Annotated in this window: 17 protein-coding genes; 12 read left to right on the top strand and 5 right to left on the bottom strand. The window is 67.4% G+C overall.

The window, feature by feature from the left end; all coding sequences use genetic code 11:
- The first annotated feature begins 72 nt into the window (after window positions 1-72).
- The gene (locus ACQY8M_RS12400) at window positions 73-1,572 is read left to right on the top strand and encodes an alkaline phosphatase D family protein (RefSeq protein WP_428672339.1); all 1,500 of its coding nucleotides are present in this window, start codon (window positions 73-75) and stop codon (window positions 1,570-1,572) included.
- On the opposite strand, the gene atzF is transcribed toward ACQY8M_RS12400, so the two are convergent.
- Window positions 1,569-3,341: an allophanate hydrolase gene (gene atzF / locus ACQY8M_RS12405; RefSeq protein ID WP_428675352.1), complete on the bottom strand. Its 1,773-nt coding sequence runs from the start codon at window positions 3,339-3,341 to the stop codon at window positions 1,569-1,571. The two genes, ACQY8M_RS12400 and atzF, sit on opposite strands and share 4 nt — an antisense overlap.
- 307 nt (window positions 3,342-3,648) lie before the next feature.
- Here atzF and ACQY8M_RS12410 point away from each other — a divergent pair, with 307 nt between their 5' ends.
- The 9 genes from ACQY8M_RS12410 to ACQY8M_RS12450 all read left to right on the top strand — a co-directional run bounded on the left by ACQY8M_RS12410 (window position 3,649) and on the right by ACQY8M_RS12450 (window position 12,994).
- Window positions 3,649-5,253 carry an ABC transporter substrate-binding protein gene (locus ACQY8M_RS12410; protein WP_428672341.1) on the top strand — a complete coding sequence of 535 codons (1,605 nt, stop codon included), beginning with the start codon at window positions 3,649-3,651 and terminating at the stop codon, window positions 5,251-5,253.
- A 24-nt stretch (window positions 5,254-5,277) separates the two neighbouring features.
- Complete coding sequence (locus ACQY8M_RS12415) at window positions 5,278-6,291, top strand: ABC transporter permease (RefSeq protein ID WP_428672343.1); 1,014 nt, start codon at window positions 5,278-5,280, stop codon at window positions 6,289-6,291.
- A gap of 1 nt (window position 6,292) precedes the next feature.
- Window positions 6,293-7,138, top strand: a complete 846-nt coding sequence (locus tag ACQY8M_RS12420; RefSeq protein WP_428672345.1) for an ABC transporter permease — start codon at window positions 6,293-6,295, stop codon at window positions 7,136-7,138.
- Entirely contained in the window at window positions 7,135-8,103 is a 969-nt protein-coding gene (locus ACQY8M_RS12425; RefSeq protein ID WP_428672347.1) for an ABC transporter ATP-binding protein, read from the top strand. Before ACQY8M_RS12420 ends, ACQY8M_RS12425 begins: the two co-directional genes overlap by 4 nt.
- On the top strand, window positions 8,100-9,053 hold the full coding sequence (locus ACQY8M_RS12430; RefSeq protein WP_428672349.1) for an oligopeptide/dipeptide ABC transporter ATP-binding protein: 954 nt from the start codon (window positions 8,100-8,102) through the stop codon (window positions 9,051-9,053). The genes ACQY8M_RS12425 and ACQY8M_RS12430 overlap by 4 nt, the downstream gene beginning before the upstream one ends.
- A gap of 23 nt (window positions 9,054-9,076) precedes the next feature.
- A complete protein-coding gene (locus ACQY8M_RS12435; RefSeq protein WP_428672351.1) occupies window positions 9,077-9,265 on the top strand; it encodes a DUF4089 domain-containing protein in 189 nt (62 codons plus the stop codon).
- Window positions 9,262-10,644: an AtzE family amidohydrolase gene (locus ACQY8M_RS12440; protein WP_428672353.1), complete on the top strand. Its 1,383-nt coding sequence runs from the start codon at window positions 9,262-9,264 to the stop codon at window positions 10,642-10,644. Before ACQY8M_RS12435 ends, ACQY8M_RS12440 begins: the two co-directional genes overlap by 4 nt.
- A gap of 205 nt (window positions 10,645-10,849) precedes the next feature.
- Entirely contained in the window at window positions 10,850-11,248 is a 399-nt protein-coding gene (hpxZ, locus tag ACQY8M_RS12445; RefSeq protein WP_428672355.1) for an oxalurate catabolism protein HpxZ, read from the top strand.
- 18 nt (window positions 11,249-11,266) lie between these two features.
- On the top strand, window positions 11,267-12,994 hold the full coding sequence (locus tag ACQY8M_RS12450; RefSeq protein WP_428672357.1) for an N-acyl-D-amino-acid deacylase family protein: 1,728 nt from the start codon (window positions 11,267-11,269) through the stop codon (window positions 12,992-12,994).
- Here ACQY8M_RS12450 and ACQY8M_RS12455 read toward each other — a convergent pair.
- From ACQY8M_RS12455 to araD, 4 genes are read right to left on the bottom strand one after another with little or no spacing between them, the layout of a single operon-like run.
- Entirely contained in the window at window positions 12,991-13,542 is a 552-nt protein-coding gene (locus ACQY8M_RS12455; RefSeq protein WP_428672359.1) for a hypothetical protein, read from the bottom strand. The genes ACQY8M_RS12450 and ACQY8M_RS12455 overlap by 4 nt on opposite strands.
- A gap of 12 nt (window positions 13,543-13,554) precedes the next feature.
- Complete coding sequence (locus tag ACQY8M_RS12460) at window positions 13,555-14,265, bottom strand: ribonuclease activity regulator RraA (RefSeq protein ID WP_428672361.1); 711 nt, start codon at window positions 14,263-14,265, stop codon at window positions 13,555-13,557.
- A 27-nt stretch (window positions 14,266-14,292) separates the two neighbouring features.
- Entirely contained in the window at window positions 14,293-15,558 is a 1,266-nt protein-coding gene (locus ACQY8M_RS12465; RefSeq protein WP_428672363.1) for a 3-phosphoshikimate 1-carboxyvinyltransferase, read from the bottom strand.
- 5 nt (window positions 15,559-15,563) lie between these two features.
- Entirely contained in the window at window positions 15,564-17,306 is a 1,743-nt protein-coding gene (gene araD, locus ACQY8M_RS12470) for an L-arabinonate dehydratase (protein WP_428672365.1), read from the bottom strand.
- Window positions 17,307-17,428: 122 nt separating this feature from the next.
- Between araD and ACQY8M_RS12475 the strand changes: the two genes are divergently transcribed.
- Window positions 17,429-18,406 (top strand): NAD(P)-dependent oxidoreductase, encoded by a 978-nt coding sequence (locus ACQY8M_RS12475; protein ID WP_428675353.1) that lies wholly within the window; start codon window positions 17,429-17,431, stop codon window positions 18,404-18,406.
- The gene (locus ACQY8M_RS12480) at window positions 18,399-18,599 is read left to right on the top strand and encodes a hypothetical protein (protein WP_428672367.1); all 201 of its coding nucleotides are present in this window, start codon (window positions 18,399-18,401) and stop codon (window positions 18,597-18,599) included. The genes ACQY8M_RS12475 and ACQY8M_RS12480 overlap by 8 nt, the downstream gene beginning before the upstream one ends.
- The last annotated feature ends 6 nt before the right edge of the window (window positions 18,600-18,605 follow it).

The raw sequence follows: 18,605 nt of genomic DNA on the forward strand, positions 1-18,605 counted from the left end.
CTCGAAAGCCGGACCCTAGCAGACCGACGGCGCCCGGTTGAAGCGGCCGTTTCGCGGGCGCAGAATCGGGCGATGCATCGCCGCTCCTTCCTTGCCGGCGCGGGCGCGTTGTGGCTGCCCGCGATGGCGCGGGCCCAGGCGCCGCTCGCCGAGCAGCCGTTCGGGCTGGGCGTGGCCTCCGGGCATCCGTCGCCAACGGGCATCGTGCTCTGGACGCGCCTCATGGCGACGGACCCCTCGGCGACCTTGGCCGGAGCAATTCCCGTACAATGGATGGTTGCCGAGGACGAGGCGTTGCAGAAGGTCGTGCGCTCTGGCGAGGCAACGGCCGATGCGCGCTGGGCGCACTCGCTGCATGTCGAGGTCGAGGGGCTGCGACCCAAACGACCCTACTGGTACCGCTTCACCGTGCAGGGCAAGACGAGCCCGATCGGCCGCACCTGCACCGCACCCGATCCACGCGAGCACGTGCCGGCGCTGCGCTTTGCCTTGGCCTCGTGCCAGCAATACGAGCAGGGCTATTTCTCCGCGCTGCGCCACATGGCGGCAGAGGAACTGACCGCGGTGCTGTTCGTCGGCGACTACATCTACGACATCTCGTGGGGCCGCGAGCTGGTGCGCCATCACGGCACCGGACGACCGACGATGCTGTTCGAATTCCGCGACCGCTACGCGCTCTACAAGTCCGACCGCGATTTGCAGGCAGCGCACGCCGCACATCCCTGGATCGTGACGTGGGACGACCATGAGGTTACCGACGACTACACCAGCGACATCTCACCGGCCGATCCCGATCCTGCGCGCTTCCTGGCGCAGCGCGCCGCGGCCTATCAGGCGTTCTGGGAGCACATGCCGCTGCCCAACGCGATGCAGCCGAGCGGGGCGTCGCTCCGTCTCTACGACCGCTATCGCTTCGGCGATCTCGCCGAGCTGCATGTGCTCGACGATCGCCAGTACCGGTCGCACCATGCCTGCCGCGCCATGCTCGCACGCCGCAAGCTTCTCACGGGCTGCGACGAGAGGAACGATCCCGCGCGCACGATGCTGGGGGCCGAACAGGAGATGTGGCTTGCCGATGGCATGAAGCGCGCGTCGGCGCGCTGGAACGTAGTCGCGCAGCAAACCCTGATGGCGGAAGTCGACCGCGGCCGGGACGGGCAGCACAGCTACTGGGCCGACGGCTGGGACGGCTATCCCGCGGCACGGCGCCTGCTGCTCGATGCGGTGGCGGCATCGCCGGTGCGCAACACGCTGGTGCTGGGCGGCGACGTCCATTCCTTCTGGGCAGCCGACCTCGAACGCGACCGTGCCGTCCTCGCGACGGAGTTCGTCGGCGGCTCGATCACCTCTCAGGGACCGGCGGAGGCGCGGGTGAAAACGCTTCTGTCGCGTAATCCGCACCTGCGCTACGGGCGCACCGGCGTCAACGGTTATGGCCTCGTCACGCTCGAGCCGGGGAGCGCGCAGGTGGCGTTCCGCACCGTCCAGTCGGTCAAGGAAATGAACTCGCCCATTTCAACCCTGACACGCTTCGCCGTGGAGTCCGGCCGCCCCGGCGTGCAGCGGGTTTAGGCGATACTCTTCAAATAGGCGCGCCAGCCGCCCAAGGCAGTGATGTCGCTTGCGCCCTCGGTCGCGTAGCTCTCGCAGAGAAAGCCAAGCACCGACGAGCCATCCTCCAGTGCGATGCTGCCGAGCCCAAGCGGCGACGGGATCTGGCGCGCGAACGCACCGACCGTCGCGGCGGGCAGGCTCCAGACTTCGAGCTCGATGGCGGCGCCGTCCTTGGCCACGCGCAGCAAGCCGGGCCGCGCCGGCGGATCGCCGGGCAAGGCGTAGAAGCGATAGAGCGGGGCGGTCCGGCTCGTGCTTTCCTGCCGGCCGCCGAGCTCCGTGAGCTGACCGTTGAGCGGCAGGCCGCTCATGTGCGCTCCCACCACGGCAATGGAAATGCGGTCATCGGCGGCGATCGGATCGGCGTCGGCAGGCGGAAGCTTGCCGACGGTCTTGCCGAGCGGCAGGCCGAGGGCGCGCTGCCAACGCGCGCCGAAGGCGAGCAGGGTGCGCTCGGCATGGGGTCGGGCGATCAGGGTGATGCCGAACGGCAGCCCGTCCGGCCGAAAGCCGAACGGCAAGGCCAGGGCGCTCATGCCGAAGAAGTTGACGAAGTTGGTGTAGCGGCCGAGGTGCGAGTTGTAGAGCACGGGCTCGCGCTCGAGGTCGCTGAGGCGATAGATCGTGCCGGCGGTCGGAACCGCGAGGATGTCGAGGTCCTTCATTCCGGCGTCGGCGCGGGCCTTCAGGTCGGCAAGTTCGTATTGGCCCTCGAAGGCGTCGACGGCGCTGTACTCCCGCCCGGCGAGGATGATGTCGCGCGTCACCGGCCAGACGCCGGCATCGTCGTCGGCGCCGGTAATGAACGCGCCGACCGCGGCGGTGCGCTCCGCCACCCAGGGACCGTTGTAGAGCAGCTGGGCGGCGTCGCGGAAGGGCGTGTAGTCGAATGGAACGGCGATGCCGCCCATCTTCGCCAACTGCCCGACCGCCTGCTCGTAAAGGCTGGCATAGGCCTCATCGCCGAAGAACTCGGCGTCCTTGGCCATCAGCGTGCCGAAGCGGAAGTTCTTGCCCATCGATGGCGTGGTCCGGACCGGCGCGATGACGTCGAACACGGCGGCGGCATCGGCGCACGACAGTGCGAAGACGGAGGGGCAGTCGAGCGAGCGGCAGGCCGGTACCAGCCCCTCGGTGCTGAGCGCGCCCGGCGTCGGCTTCAGCCCGACGATGTTGTTGAAGCCGGCCGGCACGCGGCCCGAGCCTGCCGTGTCGGTGCCGAGCGAGAAGCTCACGAGCCCGGCGGAGACGGCGACCGCCGAGCCGGAGCTCGAGCCGCCGGGAATGTAGTCGGCGTTGAACGGGTTGCGCGGCACGCCGTAGGGCGAGCGTACGCCGACCAGGCCGGTCGCGAACTGGTCGAGGTTGGTTTTGCCGATCACGATTGCGCCGGCTGCGACCAGGCGCTGCACGATCTCGGCGGAGACTTCGGCCTTGTACGCGAAGCCGGGACAGGCGGCCGTGGTCATCATGCCTGCCACGTCGATATTGTCCTTCACCCCAAAAGGAATGCCGAACAGGGGCAAGGACCGGTCGCCCGTCCTGTCGAGCGCATCCGCCTGTGCACGCAACGCGTCGTCCGGCACGCGGGAGAGCCAGACCTTGTCGTCGCCCGCCGCGGCGATGCGGGCGAGCACCTCCTCGATCACGGAACGGCAGGTCAGGCTGCCGAGACGGTAACGGGCGAGGAGAGCGTGGACACCGAGATCGAGGGCAAAGTTCATCAGTTTTCTCTAGGGACCACGCTCGAAAAGTCCAGCGGACGTGCACGAGGGCTGTGCACGCAAGCCCTGTACATACAATTTGAGTGCCAAATGAACAAAAGGTTCTAAATCGCATGCAAAACAACCAGATTGCATACAATTTGGGCGGAATCGGTGTTTCCGGCGAGGCCGGCGCTGCGCCGTGAAGGCGCCGAAAACCCAATGAATCCGGGCCGATTCGCGTGTGCCGCAGATTCGAAAGTGGCTGGCACGTGGCTTGCTGCCTCTCTGCAAGCTGGCTCACGTTTGGGTGTTGTGGGGGGATCTTCCGATGAAGCGTCGCACATTCTTCAAGACGACGGCGGCCGCGAGCGCGGCAGCCACGGCCGCCCCGGCGATCTGGTCCGAGGCCAAGGCTCAGGCGCGCAACGAGACCTTGCTGATCGTCACCGAGAGCCCGCCCAACTCGCAGGACATCCACGGCGTCGGCGCCAACCGGCCGGCCTACGAAGTGTCGTGGAACACCCACGACCGGCTGATGACCTATGGCGTCAAGAAGGACGCCAACGGCAACGATCATTACGACTACACCAAGCTGGAGCCCGAGCTTGCGACCGAATGGGACCTCAAGCCCAACTCGGTCACGTTCAAGCTGCGCCGCGACGCCAAGTTCCACGACGGCACGCCGATTACCGCCAAGGACGTAAAATGGTCGTTCGACCGCGCGGTCACGGTGGGCGGCTTCCCGACCTTCCAGATGGCCGCAGGCTCGCTCCAGAAGCCTGAACAGTTCGTCGCCGTCGACGACCACACCTTCCGCGTCGACTTCCTGCGCGCCGACAAGCTCACCATGCCCGACATCGGCGTGCCGGTGCCGGTGATCATGAACTCCGAGCTGTGCAAGAAGAACGCGACCGAGAAGGACCCCTGGGCGATGGAGTGGTGCAAGAACAACCACGCCTCGGGCGGCGCCTACAAGGTCGAGAAGTGGCAGCCCAGCCAGGAAGTCGTCTTCGTGCGCAACGACGACTGGAAGAACGGCCCGCTGCCCAAGGTTCGGCGTGTGATTCAGCGCATCATCCCGTCGGCCGGCAACCGGCGTGCCCTGCTCGAGCGCGGCGATGCCGACATCTCTTTCGACTTGCCGTCGAAGGACTTCGCCGAGCTCAAGAAGTTGCCGAAGCTCACTGTGATCGGCACGCCGATCGAGAACGCGATGATCTATGTCGGCATGAACGTGGCGACCAAGCCGTTCGACAACGAGAAGCTGCGCCAGGCCGTGGCCTGGGCGATCCCCTACCAGGAGATCATGGACACGGTGATGTTCGGACAGGCCATCCCGCTGTTCGGTGGCGCCGACAACAAGTCCAAGGGCTCGGTGTGGCCGCAGAAGGATGGCTACAGCACCAACCTCGACAAGGCGAAGGCGCTGATGGTCGAAGCGGGCTACCCCAACGGGCTCGAGACCACGCTGTCGTTCGACCTGGGCGCCGCCAGCACCAACGAGCCGTTCGCCATCCTGGTCCAGGAGAACCTCGCCAAGATCGGCATCAAGACGACGATCAACAAGGTGCCGGGCGCCAACTGGCGCGCCGAGCTCCTGAAGAAGAGCATGCCGCTGATCGTCAACGCCTTTGGCGGTTGGCTCAACTATCCGGAGTATTTCTTCTTCTGGTGCTATCACGGCCAGAACGCCGTCTTCAACACGATGTCCTACAAGAACCCCAAGATGGACGCGCTGATCGACAAGGCGCGCTTCACCACCGGCCCGGAGTACGATGCGGCGGTGAAGGGATTCGTCGACATCGCTTTCGAGGAGGTCCCCCGCGTTCCGGTGTTCCAGCCGCTGCTCAACGTGGCGATGCAGAAGAACATCACCGGATACCGCTACTGGTTCCATCGCCAGCTCGACTACCGCCAGCTGGCGAAGGGCTGACGTGAGAGCGGCGGGCCAAAGGCCATGCTGAAGCTCCTCCTGGCGCGGCTGGCGACGTCGGTGCCCAGCATCGTCGGGGTGGTGGTCGTCACCTTCATGCTGACGCGCCTGCTGCCGGGTGACCCGGCGGCGTATTTCGCCGGACTTGCGGCGAGCCCGCAGGCGATCGCCGAGGTCCGCACCAAGCTCGGCCTCGACAAGTCGCTGCCCGAGCAGTTCGTCGCCTACATCGTCGACCTCGCGCACGGCAATCTCGGCAACTCGCTCAGCACCGGCCAGCCGGTGGTGGCCGAGATCGTCAACCGCCTGCCGGCCTCGGCCGAGCTGACCCTCGTGGCACTGATCGTCGCCGTCGCGATCGCCATTCCGCTCGGCGTGCTGGCGGCGGTGAAGCAGGGCACCTGGATCGACCATCTCTGCCGGGTGGTGACGACCGCCGGCGTGTCGCTGCCGGTGTTCTTCACCGGCCTGCTGCTGGCCTATGTCTTCTACTATCTGCTACAGATCGCGCCGGCGCCGACCGGCCGGCTCGATGTCTTTCTCTCGGCGCCGCCGGACATCACCGGCTTCTATCTCATCGACTCGTTGCTCACAGGCAACATGGAGACCTTCTGGAGCGCGCTGAAGCAGCTCGCGCTGCCGGCGATCTCGATGGCGATCTTCTCGCTGGCGCCGCTCGCGCGCATGACGCGCGGCTCGATGCTGGCGGTGCTGGGCAGCGACTTCGTGCGCACCGCGCGGGCGAGCGGGCTCAGCTCCCGCACCGTCATCTTCACCTATGCGTTCCGCAATGCCGTGCTGCCGGTGATCACGACCCTGGGCATGGTCTTCTCCTTCCTGCTCGGCGCCAACGTGCTGGTCGAGACGGTGTTCGCCTGGCCGGGCATCGGCCTTTATGCCGTCAATGCATTGATCACGTCCGATTACGCGCCGGTGCAGGGCTTCGTGCTCACCATGGCGGTGCTCTACGTTGCGCTCAACCTGCTGATCGATCTGCTCTACGGGCTGGTCGATCCGCGCGTACGGCTGGACGCCTGATATGATCGCGATGGTCCGCCACACCCGCTACGTGCTGTCGGAGAACCCTGTCACAGGGCTTTCCTTCGGCCTGTTCGCGCTCTTCCTCTTCGCGGCGATCTTCGGGCCGGCGATCGCGCCCTACAATCCCCTGCAGTCGGACGCGGCGAACGCGCTTCAGGCGCCGTCAGCGGCGCACTGGTTCGGCACCGACCAGCTCGGCCGCGACATCTTCAGCCGTGTGCTGGTGGCGACCCGGCTCGACCTCACCATCGCTTTCTCCTCGGTGATCCTGGCCTTCCTGCTGGGCGCCTTGTCGGGTGTGGCGGCGGGCTATTTCGGCGGCTGGACCGACCGGATCGTTGGTCGGCTGGCCGACACGATCATGGCCTTCCCGCTGTTCGTGCTGGCGATGGGCATCGTGGCGGCGCTCGGCAACAAGGTGGTGAACATCGTGCTCGCCACCGCCATCATCAACTTTCCGCTCTATGTCCGCGTCGCGCGCGCCGAGGCCAACGTGCGGCGCGATGCGGGCTTCGTCGAGGCGGCGCGCCTGTCGGGCAACGGCGAGGCTCGGGTGCTGCTCGGCCACGTCCTGCCCAACATCATGCCGATCATGATGGTGCAGATGTCGCTCACCATGGGCTACGCGATCCTGAACGCTGCCGGCCTCTCCTTCATCGGCCTGGGCGTCAAGCCGCCCGACGCCGAGTGGGGCATCATGGTCGCCGAGGGCGCCAACTTCATCCAGTCCGGCGAATGGTGGATCGCGCTGTTTCCCGGCGCGACGCTGATGCTCGCGGTGTTCTGCTTCAACCTGCTGGGCGACGGGCTTCGCGACATCATCGATCCGAGGCAGCGGACATGAGCGCGATCCCCGCACTGGCCGTCGACAATCTTTCGGTCGAGTTCCGCACGCGCTCGGGCATCGTGAAGGTCCTCGAGCACGTGAGCTTTTCGGTCGGCAAGGGCGAGACGATCGCGTTGGTGGGCGAGTCGGGATCGGGCAAGTCGGTCACCGCCTTCGCCGTGATGGGTATCCTCGATGCCGCCGGCAGGGTCACCTCAGGCACGGCGATGTTCGGCGGATCCGATCTCCTGAGGCAGTCCGAACGCGAGCTGGCCGAGCTGCGCGGCCGCGAGCTGTCGATGATCTTTCAGAACCCGCGCACGGCCCTGAACCCGATCCGCCGGGTCGGCCAGCAGATCGCCGACGTGCTGGTGCGCCACGGCGGCGCCACGCGCGCCGATGCGCCCAAGCTCGCGATCGAGATGCTGAAGAAGGTGCGCATTCCGGATCCCGAGCGTCGCGCCGAAGCGTACCCCTTCGAGATGTCGGGCGGCATGTGCCAGCGCATCATGATCGCCATCGCACTCGCCTGCCGGCCGGCGTTGCTGATCGCCGACGAGCCGACAACGGGCCTCGATGTCACCACCCAGGCCGTGATCATGGACCTGATCGGCGAGCTGGGCCGCGATTCCGGCATGGCGACGATTTTCATCACGCACGATCTCGCCCTGGCCGGCGAATATTGCGACCGTATCGTGGTCATGCACGCCGGCCACATCGTCGAATCGGCGCCGAGCCAGGCGCTGTTCGCCGGTCCGCGGCATCCTTATTCAGCCAAGCTCCTGGCCGCGACGCCGGGCGAGACCGCGTCGCTGGCCGAGCTCGTGTCGATTCCGGGCAATCTGCCGGACCTGCGCCGAGACGACCTGCCGGCGTGCCGCTACAGCGGGCGTTGCGAGCGCATCGTCGACCGCTGCACGGAGCCTCTGCCGCACCAGCTCGTGGGCGAACGCCACGACGTCGCCTGCTGGAATCCGTTATGACCGGCCTGCTCGATATCGGCCGGCTGGCCAAGCGCTTCGACGTCGGCGGCAAGCGCCTGCTGTACGCGGTCGACGAGGTCAGCTTCACCATCGGCAAGGGCGAGACGGTTGGGCTGGTGGGCGAGTCGGGCTGTGGCAAGTCCACGCTCGTTCGCCTGATCAATCGCCTGCTCGACCCGACCTCCGGGAGCATTCGTCTCGGCGATACGGACCTTGCCGCGATCCGCGCCAGCGGCTTCGCCCGCAACACCAATCGCCGGCGCGTCCAGATGGTCTTCCAGGATGCGGGCGACTCGCTCAATCCACGCTTTACGGCGTTTCATGCCATCGCCGATCCGCTGCGCCGCCTGAAGAGCCTGTCCGGCGCGGCACTGACCGCGCGGGTCGAGGCGCTGGCCGACATGACCGGCCTGCCGCGCGCGCTGCTGACCCGCTTCCCGCACCAGCTTTCGGGCGGCCAGAAGGCGAGGGTGGGCATCGCCCGCGCCATCGCCGTCGAACCGGAGCTGCTGATCCTCGACGAGCCGACCGCGGCACTGGACGTCTCGGTGCAGGTCGTGATCCTGCAACTGCTGCAGACGCTCAAGCGCGAGCTCGGCATGAGCTACCTGTTCGTGAGCCACGACCTCAACGTCGTGCGCCTGCTGTGCGACCGCGTGCTGGTGATGTATCTCGGCAAGATCGTCGAGGCCGGCCCGGCGGGCGAGGTCTTCGCCGCTGCCAAGCATCCCTACACACGTGCCCTGATCTCGGCGATCCCGCAGGCCGATCCCGACAAGCGGGTCGGCCGGCTGCGGCTCGGCGGCGAGCCGCGCAGCCCGATCGATCCCGATCCCAAGGTCTGTCGCTTCTATGGCCGCTGCCCTACGGGCGAGCCACGCTGTACCGAACAGATGCCGGCCTTGCGCGACGTGGGCCCGGGCAGGCAAGTTGCCTGTCACTTTGCTTAGGTCACTTTGCACGAGGGGGAAACGTGGCTGACGAAAAGCCTGATGTCGCGCGCTGGGTCGATGAGGGAGCCAAGGCGATCGGTCTCGTGATCGCGCCGGAATACCGCGCCAATGTGATCCTGAACGTCGAGCGTTCGCTTGCGATCGCCCAGCCGCTGCTGGCGGTCGAGCTCGATGACGAATTGACTTCGCTGCCGGTCTACCGGCCATGAGCGATCCCCTGTCGAAGGCCGCAACGGCGGCCGAGATCGCTCGTGCTGTCGCGAGCGGTGCGGTCACGGCCACCGCCGTCGTCGAGGCAGCGCTGAAGCGCATCGAAGCGGCCGAGCCGACTGTCAACGCCTTCACTGACATCGTGGCCGGGCGCGCGACGAAGCGCGCTGCCGGGGTCGATGCCGGCAAGGTCAAGGGCCCGCTTGCCGGCGTGCCGTTCGCCGTCAAGAACCTGTTCGACATCGAGGGCTTGCCGACGCGCGCCGGCTCGAAGATCAACATCGATGGCCCGAAGGCCGCACGCGATGGCGCGCTGGTGCGCAAGCTCGAAGACGCCGGCGCCATTCTCGTCGGCGGTCTCAACATGGGCGAATACGCCTACGACTTCACCGGCGAGAACGCGCATTACGGCCCGTCGCGCAATCCGCACGATCCGACGCGCATGACCGGCGGCTCGTCGGGCGGCTCGGGGGCCGCTGTCGCGGCGGGCGAGGTGCCGATCGCACTGGGCTCCGACACCAATGGGTCGATCCGCGTGCCGTCGTCGCTGTGCGGCCTGTTCGGGCTGAAGCCGACCTATGGACGGCTGAGCCGTGCCGGCTCGTTTCCGTTCGTGGACGCCTTCGACCATCTCGGCCCGCTGGCCCGTTCGGCCGAGGACCTCGCTCTCTCGTTCGACGCGATGCAGGGCTGGGACCCCGAGGATCCGGCCTGCACCGATCGCGACATCGAGCCGACTCTCCCGACGCTGCACGACGGAATAGACGGCCTGAGGATCGCGATCGTCGGCGACTACTTCGCCAAAGGCGGTGAGCCCGAGTGCTTCGAGGCCGTGGCGACCGTGGCGAAGGCGCTAGGCGCGACCAGGACGATCGTGCTGCCCAATGCCGCCGCTGCGCGCTCGGCAGCCTATGTCATCACCGCGATGGAAGGAGGGCAGCTTCATCTGCCACGGCTCAAGACGCGGCCGCAGGATTTCGACCCCGACACGCGCGAACGCCTGATGGCCGGCAACCTGCTGCCGGGCTCCTGGTACGTGAAGGCGCAACGTTTCCGCCGCCAGTATCGCGCCGAGGTGCTGAAGCTGTTCGACGAGGTCGACATCGTGCTGGCGCCGGCCACGCCGTGCAGCGCGCCCAGGCTCGGCCAGGTGATGATGACCATCGGCGGCGTCGAGCTGCCGGTGCGCGCCAACCTCGGTCTGTTCACCCAGCCGATCTCCTTCATCGGCCTGCCGGTTGTCGCCGTCCCGACGCGCAAGGCGGGCGCGATGCCGATCGGCGTCCAGGTGATCGCGCGGCCGTTCAACGAGGCGGCGGCGCTGCGGGTGGCGGCGTTCCTGGAGAAGCAAGGCGTCTGCGTCTCGACACCGGCTTAGAGCCCACATCGAAACCGCCTTAATCGATATCGCTTTCCTCCCCTTCGCGGAGTCCGTGAAGGGGAGGTGCCCGCGTCTTACGCGGGCGGAGGGGTCATGAGGCACGGACGGTGCGTCACGACCCCTCCGTCGGCGAAGACGCCGACACCTCCCCTCGGCGAAGTCCGCCGAGGGGAGGAAGGCTCTGAAGCAAAGAGGAGCAGTCATGGATATCAACATCCCGTCGGTCGTTGCGGAAGTCACGGCTGCGTTCAACCGCTACGAGACGGCGCTCAACACCAACGATGTTGCCACGCTCGACGAGCTGTTCTGGAACAGCCCACATACCCTGCGCTACGGCGTCGGCGAGCAGCTCTACGGCTACGACCAGATCGCCGCCTTCCGCGCCGGCCGCGATCCCGGCTTCGTGGTCGGGCGCGACCTGCTGAAGCTGTGGATCGTCACCTACGGTCATGACTTTGGCACGGCGAACTGCGAGTTCCGTCGTCACGGCGCCACGCGAAACGGCCGCCAGAGCCACACCTGGATGCGGACGCCCGAGGGTTGGCGTATCGTGGCCGCACACGTCTCGCTGCTGGGCGAGGCGACGGTCATGAAAAGTTAAATCATCCCGGGAGGGCGCATGGCAGCCCAATACGACGTGGTGGTGCGCAATGGCACGGTGCTCGACGGCACCGGCGGCGATCCACGCGAGGCCGATGTCGCGATTCAGGACGGCCGCATCGCCGCCGTAGGGCGTGTCGCCGGTTCGGGCCGTGAGGAGATCGACGCCAAGGGTCTCGCCGTGACGCCGGGCTTCGTCGACGTCCACACCCACTACGACGGCCAGGCGACCTGGGACGAGCGCTTCTCGCCCTCATCGGGCCACGGCGTCACGACGGTGCTGATGGGCAATTGCGGCGTCGGCTTTGCGCCGTGCCGGCCGCAGGACCGCCAGACCCTGATGAAGGTGATGGAGGGGGTCGAGGACATCCCCGAGATCGTCATGCAGGAAGGCGTGCCGTGGAACTGGCAGACTTTCCCCGAGTATCTCGATGCCCTGGCCGCGCGGCGATGCGACATCGATTTCGCCGCCCAGGTGCCGCACGCGCCGCTGCGCGTCTTCGTCATGGGCCAGCGCGGTGTCGACCGCGAGCCGGCGACGGCGCAGGACATGGCGGCCATGGCGGCGCTCGTCGAGGAAGGGCTCGCCGCCGGCGCGCTCGGCTTTTCGACCTCGCGCTCGCTGTTTCATCGCACGCCCGAAGGCGTGCTGACCCCGACCATCACCGCCGCCGAGGAGGAGCTGACCGCGATCGCCCGCGGCATGGGCCGCGCGGCCAAGGGCGTGATCCAGCTGCTCGACGATTTCGCGGACACGACCGACGAAGGGTCGACCGAGTTCGCCATGCTGCGACGGCTGGTCGAGACGTCGGGCCGGCCGCTTTCCTTCACCCTGCTCGACATCTCGATCTATCCCGGCCGGTGGAAGACGCTGTTGCGCGAAGTCGAGCGGGCCAACCGCGACGGACTGGCGATCCGTGGCCAGGTTGCGGGCCGGCCGGTCGCGCTGCTGTACGGGCTCGAGCTGTCGTTCAACCCGTTCTCGACCTGTCCGAGCTACGTCGGGGTCGCCGGCCTGGTCCTGGAGCAGAAGCTCGCGAAGCTGCGCGATCCGGCGATGCGAGCGAGGTTGCTGGCCGAGAAGCCGACCTATCGCAATCCGCAGATGCTCGCCTTCATGCGCAGCGTCGGCAACATGTATGTGCTGGGCGATCCGCCGAACTACACCCCGCCGCGCGAGCAGCGGCTCGATGCGCGGGCGGAGAAGGCCGGTGTCACGCCGCTGGAGCTGGCCTACGACCTGCTGGTGTCGGGTGACGGCCGTACCATCCTGTTCCATCCCGGCGCGAACTACACGGACGCGTCGGACGCCAATATGGCGAGCATGCTGCATCACGATCATACGGTGATGGCGCTGGGCGACGGCGGCGCGCACTACGGCATGATCTGCGACGCGAGCTACACCACGCATGCGCTGACCTACTGGACGCGCGACCGTGCGGGCGAGCGCTGGTCGCTGCCGTGGGCGGTGAAGCAGCTCACCGACACGCCGGCGCGCATGATCGGCCTCGGCGATCGCGGCCGGCTGACGCCCGGCTACAAGGCCGATCTGAATGTGATCGATCTCGACAACCTGCGAGTCGCGGCACCGCATCCCGTGCACAATCTGCCGGGCGGCGGCCGCCGTCTCGAGCAGAAGGCCGAAGGCTATCGCGCGACCGTGGTTGGCGGCGCGATCACCTACCGAGACGGCGAGTTCACAGGGGCTTTGCCGGGCCGCCTCGTCCGCGGCGCGCGGTCGGCCTAGCGCGGAGCCGGCCCAGCCGACAGCGGCATGCCCTTGGCGACCGCGTTGATGTCGTAGGGTTGCTCCTGCAAGGTTTCGGCCGCCCACATGCTGCGCTCGGCCGTGAGGAACGGGCCGTCATAGACGTGGATCGCCGCGCTGATCTTGCCGAGCGGATTGACCACGGAATGCACGATGTCGGGGCCGAGCAGCGTCACGTCACCGGTCCCCAGCGCTTCACCGCCGGCGGGCCGGATCGCGAACTTTGAGCCGTCGTTCGTCCGGCGCCAGAAGGTGTTGTCCTCGCGACCGCCATACATGCCGATCACCGCACTCATCCGATGATCGTGCGGCAGGGTGACCTGCATCGGCGCCCACGCCAGGGTCAGCACGGTCAGGTCGGGCGCGCGGTACAACACCTTCACACCCGGCTTCTCCGGCTCGCCCAGGGCGCGCAGCACCGCCGAGGGATCGGAGACAGCGCGCGCCACGACGTCCCGCGTTGCCATGCGCGAGCGCTCGCCGAGCGTCGCGCGCAAGTCGGCAACAAACTGATCGACACTGAACATGGTCCCGCCTCCCTATCGGTTGTTCTTCTTCCGCCATTCCGCGAAGTCTTCCAACGACTTCGGATCGGTCGCGGGATAGAGGCCGAAGATGCCTTGGCCCGCGTGCACACGCTCCGCCACGAAGTCCTCGTAGGCGGTCATCTCGACCGCCTCGGCCGCGATCTCGTCGGCGAGGTGGGCGGGGATCACGATCACGCCGTCCTTGTCGCCCAGGATGACGTCGCCCGGGAATACCGGTGCATCGCCGCAGCCGATCGGCACGTTGATGTCGATCGCCTGGTGCAAGGTCAGGTTGGTCGGAGCGCTGGGCCGGTGGTGGTAGGCGGGGAAGCCGAGGGCGGCAATCTCCGCCGAATCGCGGAAGCCGCCGTCGGTCACCACCCCGGCGACGCCGCGCTTCATCAGCCGCGTGACGAGAATCGCGCCGGCCGAGGCCGCGCGCGCATCCTTGCGGCTGTCCATCACCATCACCGCGCCGGGCGGGCAATCCTCGATCGCCTTGCGCTGGGGATGGCTCCGGTCGCGGAAGACGTCGAGCGTGTTGAGATCCTCGCGTGCCGGCATGTAGCGCAAGGTGAAGGCCTCGCCGACCAGCGTCGGCTGGTCGGGCGAGAGCGGGTGCACGTCCTGGATCGCCTGGACGCGAAAGCCGCGCTTGAACAACGCGGTCGCCACGGTCGGCGTGCTGACGGTGCGGAGCTTGTCGCGAGTCCCGGTCTTCATGGTCTCATCCCTTTTATCGGCTCGCCGCTACGCCAGCAGATCGTCGCCGCTCAGTGGCCGACCGGTCGCGGCATCGCGGATGATGGCGCCGAGATCGGCGAGCTTGACGAAGAAATTGGGGAATGTCTTGCGCACGCAGGCAGGGTTGCGCAGACGGATGCCGGGGACGCGCAGGGCCAGCATGCCGAAGCACATGGCGACGCGATGGTCGTTGTAGGTCTCGATCTCGGCGCCGTGCAGGGCGCCGGGATGGACGGTCAACATGTCGCCAGCCTCGTCCACGCGCGCGCCGCACTTGGTCAGCTCGGTGCGCAGGGCCTCGACCCGTTCGCATTCCTGGACTCGCAGGCGACCCAGATCGGCGAACCGGGTGGCGGCCGGGGCGAGGGGCGCGAGCACGATCGCGGTCATGATGCTGTCGGCCAGGTCGGTGCGGCGCGAATAGGCGGCCCGCCATGGCCGGTCGACGATCAGATCGCGGAATTTCTGGTCGGCCTGCAGCCCGCTTGCCGGCGCGGGCACGACGGCGACCCGGTGGCCTAAGTCGCGCAGAAGCCAGTCGGCACCCCAGAAGTAGCTCGCGCCGGATGCATCCGCCTCCACATCGTAGACCCCGCCCTGCCACGGAAAGTCGTCCACCATGCGGCGCGTCATGTCGACGTACGGCAGCTCGTCCTCGTTGGCGCCGGCGACGTTTACCGTCCAGCCGCCGATCCTCGCGCACAGCAGCAGGGCCGACGCGAACTGCGAGCTCTCCTCGACGCTGACCGTGCACGTTGCGCCCGGGTGCGGGCCGTCGCCGTGAACCACGGCCGGCAGGCGGTCATTGGGCGTGTCGACGCGATAGCCGAGCGCGCGCAATGCCTCGATCAGGGAAGCCTGAGGCCGCTGATGCATGCGTGGCACGCCGCTCACCCGGTAGCTGCCGCGACCGAGGCAGAGAAGCGGGGGCAGAAAGCGCGCCGCAGTGCCGGCGTTCTCCACGAAGAGCTCGATCGGCTGTCCGGGCGTGCCCGCATTGGGAACCGTGCCGCCGTGGCCGCGCACCGCGAGCGTTCGGTTCGCCGGCTCAGCAGGATCGCCGGCAACCTCGATTGCGAATCCCAGCCGCTCGAGACACTCGACCATCGCCTGCGTGTCCTCGCTCCACAGTGCGCCCCGCAGCGTCACCGGCTGCTCGGCAACGGCCGCCAGGATCAGGGCGCGATTGGTGATGCTCTTGGAGCCTGGCAGGATGACGGTCGACGTCCGGCGCCCGGTTGGCGGAACGATTTCGATGAGATCGGGCAGCATGAACGTCAGTATATGGAGGGCTCGGCAACCGGCGCTCCGAACTTCGTCTCGAGGAAATCGAAGTCGCAGCCTTCGTTGGCCTGCTTGATGTGTCGGGTGAACATCCAGCCGTAGCCGCGCTCGTAACGCGCCTCGGGTTGCTTCCAGGCGGCGCGGCGCCGGGCCAGCTCCTCGTCGGAAACATTCATGTCGATCGTGCGGTTGTCGACGTCGAGCGAGATCATGTCGCCGGTCTTCACCAGCGCCAGTGGTCCGCCGATGTAGCTCTCCGGTGAGACGTGCAGGATGCAGGCGCCGTAGCTGGTGCCGCTCATGCGTGAATCGGAGAGCCGAACCATGTCGCGCACACCCTGCTTCACCAGCTTCTTGGGGATCGGCAACATGCCCCATTCCGGCATGCCCGGCCCACCCTGCGGCCCGGCGTTGCGAAGGATCAGCACAGTGTCCTCGGTGACGTCAAGGTCGTCCCTGTCGATCGCCGCCTTCATCGAAGTATAGTCGTCGAACACCAGCGCCGGTCCGGTGTGCTTGAGGAACTTGGGCGCGCAGGCGCTCGGCTTGATCACGCAGCCGTCGGGCGCGAGATTGCCCTTCAGAACCGCCAGCGCGCCTTCCTTGTAGATCGGATTGGCCACCGGGCGGATCACGTCGTCATTGTACACCTCCGCACCCTTCACGTTCTCGCCCAGCGTCTTGCCGGTGACGGTCATCGCGTCGAGATGCAGCTGCCCGCGAATCTGCTCGAGCAGGCCGGGCAAGCCGCCGGCATAGAAGAAATCCTCCATCAGGTACTTGTCGCCCGACGGCCGGATGTTGGCGATCACCGGCACGATGCGGCTCGCGCGCTCGAAATCGTCGAGCCCGACATCCTCGTGGCCGGCCCGGCGCGCCATCGCGATCAGGTGGATGATGGCGTTCGTCGAGCAGCCGACCGCCATGGCGACGGTGATGGCGTTGAGGAACGCCTCCCGGGTCAGGATCTTCTTCGGCGTGAGGTCTTCCCACACCATGTCGACGATGCGCCGGCCGGTCTCGGCGGCCATGCGGATGTGGTTGGCGTCGGCGGCCGGGATCGACGAGGCGCCGGGCAGGGTCATGCCGAGCGTCTCGGCCATCGCCATCATGGTCGCGGCGGTGCCCATCGTCATGCAGGTGCCGTAGCTGCGTGCGATGCCCGCCTCGACGTCGAGCCAGTCGTCGTCGGAGATCTTGCCGGCGCGGCGTTCGTCCCAGTATTTCCAGGCGTCGGAGCCCGAGCCCAGCACCTTGCCCTTCCAGTTGCCGCGCAGCATCGGTCCGGCCGGCAGGTAGATCGCCGGGATGCCCATGCTGATCGCACCGAGCAGCAGCGCCGGCGTGGTCTTGTCGCAGCCGCCCATCAGCACGACGCCGTCGACCGGATGGCCGCGCAACAGCTCCTCGGCGTCCATGGCGAGCAGGTTTCGGTAGAGCATCGTCGTCGGCTTCAGGAAGCTCTCCGACAGCGACAGCGCCGGCAGCTCCATCGGGAAGCCGCCGGCCTGCAGGATGCCGCGCTTCACGTCGTCGACGCGGCTCTTGAAGTGCATGTGGCAGGGCTGGGCCTCGGACCAGGTGTTGAGGATCGCGATCACCGGCTTGCCGACCCAATCCTCCGGCCCATAGCCCATCTGCATGGCGCGCGAGCGATGGCCGAAGGCGCGCAGGTCGTCGGGTGCGAACCAGCGCGCGCTGCGCAGCTCCTCGGGCTTCTTGCGGGCGGCTGTCATCGGCGTGTTCCTCCAAGGGCGATTTTGCGCATTATCGCCCGCGCCCTGGCGTAAGGTCGACTCTCTCGACAGGAGGGAGGTTCGGGCGCCAAAGCCCGACGACAGGAGACCTACGCCAAATGATGAAGCTGCTGCTGACCCATGTTCCGCAGGCCCGCCAACAATATTACGGCGCCCGGGCGCTCGCGCGGCTGCAGGAGCTGGCCGAGGTGACGCTGCATGAAGGCGATGTCCCGCTCGATTCGCAGGGCGTGATCGCCGCGGCGCGCGAGGTGGACTTCATCATTGCCGATCGCGCGACGGCAGTGCCGGCCGTGATCTTCGAGAGCCTGCCCGGGCTCAAGGTCGTGATGCGGAGCGCCGTCGACATCCGTAACATCGACGTCGCCGCGGCGTCGCAGGCGGGCGTGCTGGTGACGCATGCCGAGCCGGGCTTCGTGACGTCGGTGGTCGAGCTGACGGTCGGGTTCCTGGTCGATCTCGCGCGCGGCATCACGCGCGCGGCGACGGACTATCGCGAGGGCCGCAAGCCGGAGATCAGGGTCGGCCGCCAGCTCGGCGGCAGCACGGTCGGCATCATCGGCTACGGCCGCATCTCGCGCGAGTTGGCGCCGGTGCTGGCGGCGATGGGCATGACGGTGCTGGTGTCCGATCCCTACGCCCAGGTCGACGATCGCTGCTTCCAGAAGGTGCCGATGGAGGACCTTCTGGGCCGCGCCGACTACGTGATCTGCCTCGCCATCGCCAATGAGGAGACCGAGAATCTGCTGGACGCAGCGGCTTTCGCCCGCATGAAGCCGGACGCCTTCTTCATCAACATGTCGCGCGGCAACCTCGTCGACGAAGCGGCTCTGCTGAAGGTCCTGACGGAGAACCGCATCGCCGGCGCCGCCATGGATGTCGGCCGCGCGCCCGACCAGATGCCCTCGCCGGAACTCGCACGGCTGGCGAACGTTATCGCGACGCCCCACATTGGGGGGCTGACGCCGCCCGCGAGTGAAAGCCAAGCCTTCGACACGGTCCGTCAGGTCGAGGCGCTGGTCAAAGGCGAGGTGCCTCCGGGCGCGGCGAACCTCAAGGATTGGACGCGCCGTGGTTGAATTGCCGGTCGACAAGCACGATCTCTTCGCCGCCTACATCGCGTCCGAGGACGTCGGCGACTACAACGTCACCGAGCCTGGCTGGTACGCACTCGACGACGGCGAGAAGGTCGTGCTCGGCCCGTTTGCCAGCCTGGCCGAGTGCGAACGCAACATGCGCGACCGTGACCGGATGACGCCCAAGACCGCGTAGCCAGTG

It is taken from the genome of Reyranella sp. (assembly GCF_965279465.1).
GTDB lineage: Bacteria > Pseudomonadota > Alphaproteobacteria > Reyranellales > Reyranellaceae > Reyranella.

Coding starts and splice junctions, on each gene's coding strand:
- ACQY8M_RS12400 (WP_428672339.1), top strand. CDS start 73: ATGCATCGCCGCTCCTTCCTTGCCGGCGCGGGCGCGTTGTGGCTGCCC.
- ACQY8M_RS12410 (WP_428672341.1), top strand. CDS start 3,649: ATGAAGCGTCGCACATTCTTCAAGACGACGGCGGCCGCGAGCGCGGCA.
- ACQY8M_RS12415 (WP_428672343.1), top strand. CDS start 5,278: ATGCTGAAGCTCCTCCTGGCGCGGCTGGCGACGTCGGTGCCCAGCATC.
- ACQY8M_RS12420 (WP_428672345.1), top strand. CDS start 6,293: ATGATCGCGATGGTCCGCCACACCCGCTACGTGCTGTCGGAGAACCCT.
- ACQY8M_RS12425 (WP_428672347.1), top strand. CDS start 7,135: ATGAGCGCGATCCCCGCACTGGCCGTCGACAATCTTTCGGTCGAGTTC.
- ACQY8M_RS12430 (WP_428672349.1), top strand. CDS start 8,100: ATGACCGGCCTGCTCGATATCGGCCGGCTGGCCAAGCGCTTCGACGTC.
- ACQY8M_RS12440 (WP_428672353.1), top strand. CDS start 9,262: ATGAGCGATCCCCTGTCGAAGGCCGCAACGGCGGCCGAGATCGCTCGT.
- hpxZ (WP_428672355.1), top strand. CDS start 10,850: ATGGATATCAACATCCCGTCGGTCGTTGCGGAAGTCACGGCTGCGTTC.
- ACQY8M_RS12450 (WP_428672357.1), top strand. CDS start 11,267: ATGGCAGCCCAATACGACGTGGTGGTGCGCAATGGCACGGTGCTCGAC.
- ACQY8M_RS12455 (WP_428672359.1), bottom strand. CDS start 13,542: ATGTTCAGTGTCGATCAGTTTGTTGCCGACTTGCGCGCGACGCTCGGC.
- ACQY8M_RS12460 (WP_428672361.1), bottom strand. CDS start 14,265: ATGAAGACCGGGACTCGCGACAAGCTCCGCACCGTCAGCACGCCGACC.
- ACQY8M_RS12465 (WP_428672363.1), bottom strand. CDS start 15,558: ATGCTGCCCGATCTCATCGAAATCGTTCCGCCAACCGGGCGCCGGACG.
- araD (WP_428672365.1), bottom strand. CDS start 17,306: ATGACAGCCGCCCGCAAGAAGCCCGAGGAGCTGCGCAGCGCGCGCTGG.
- ACQY8M_RS12475 (WP_428675353.1), top strand. CDS start 17,429: ATGAAGCTGCTGCTGACCCATGTTCCGCAGGCCCGCCAACAATATTAC.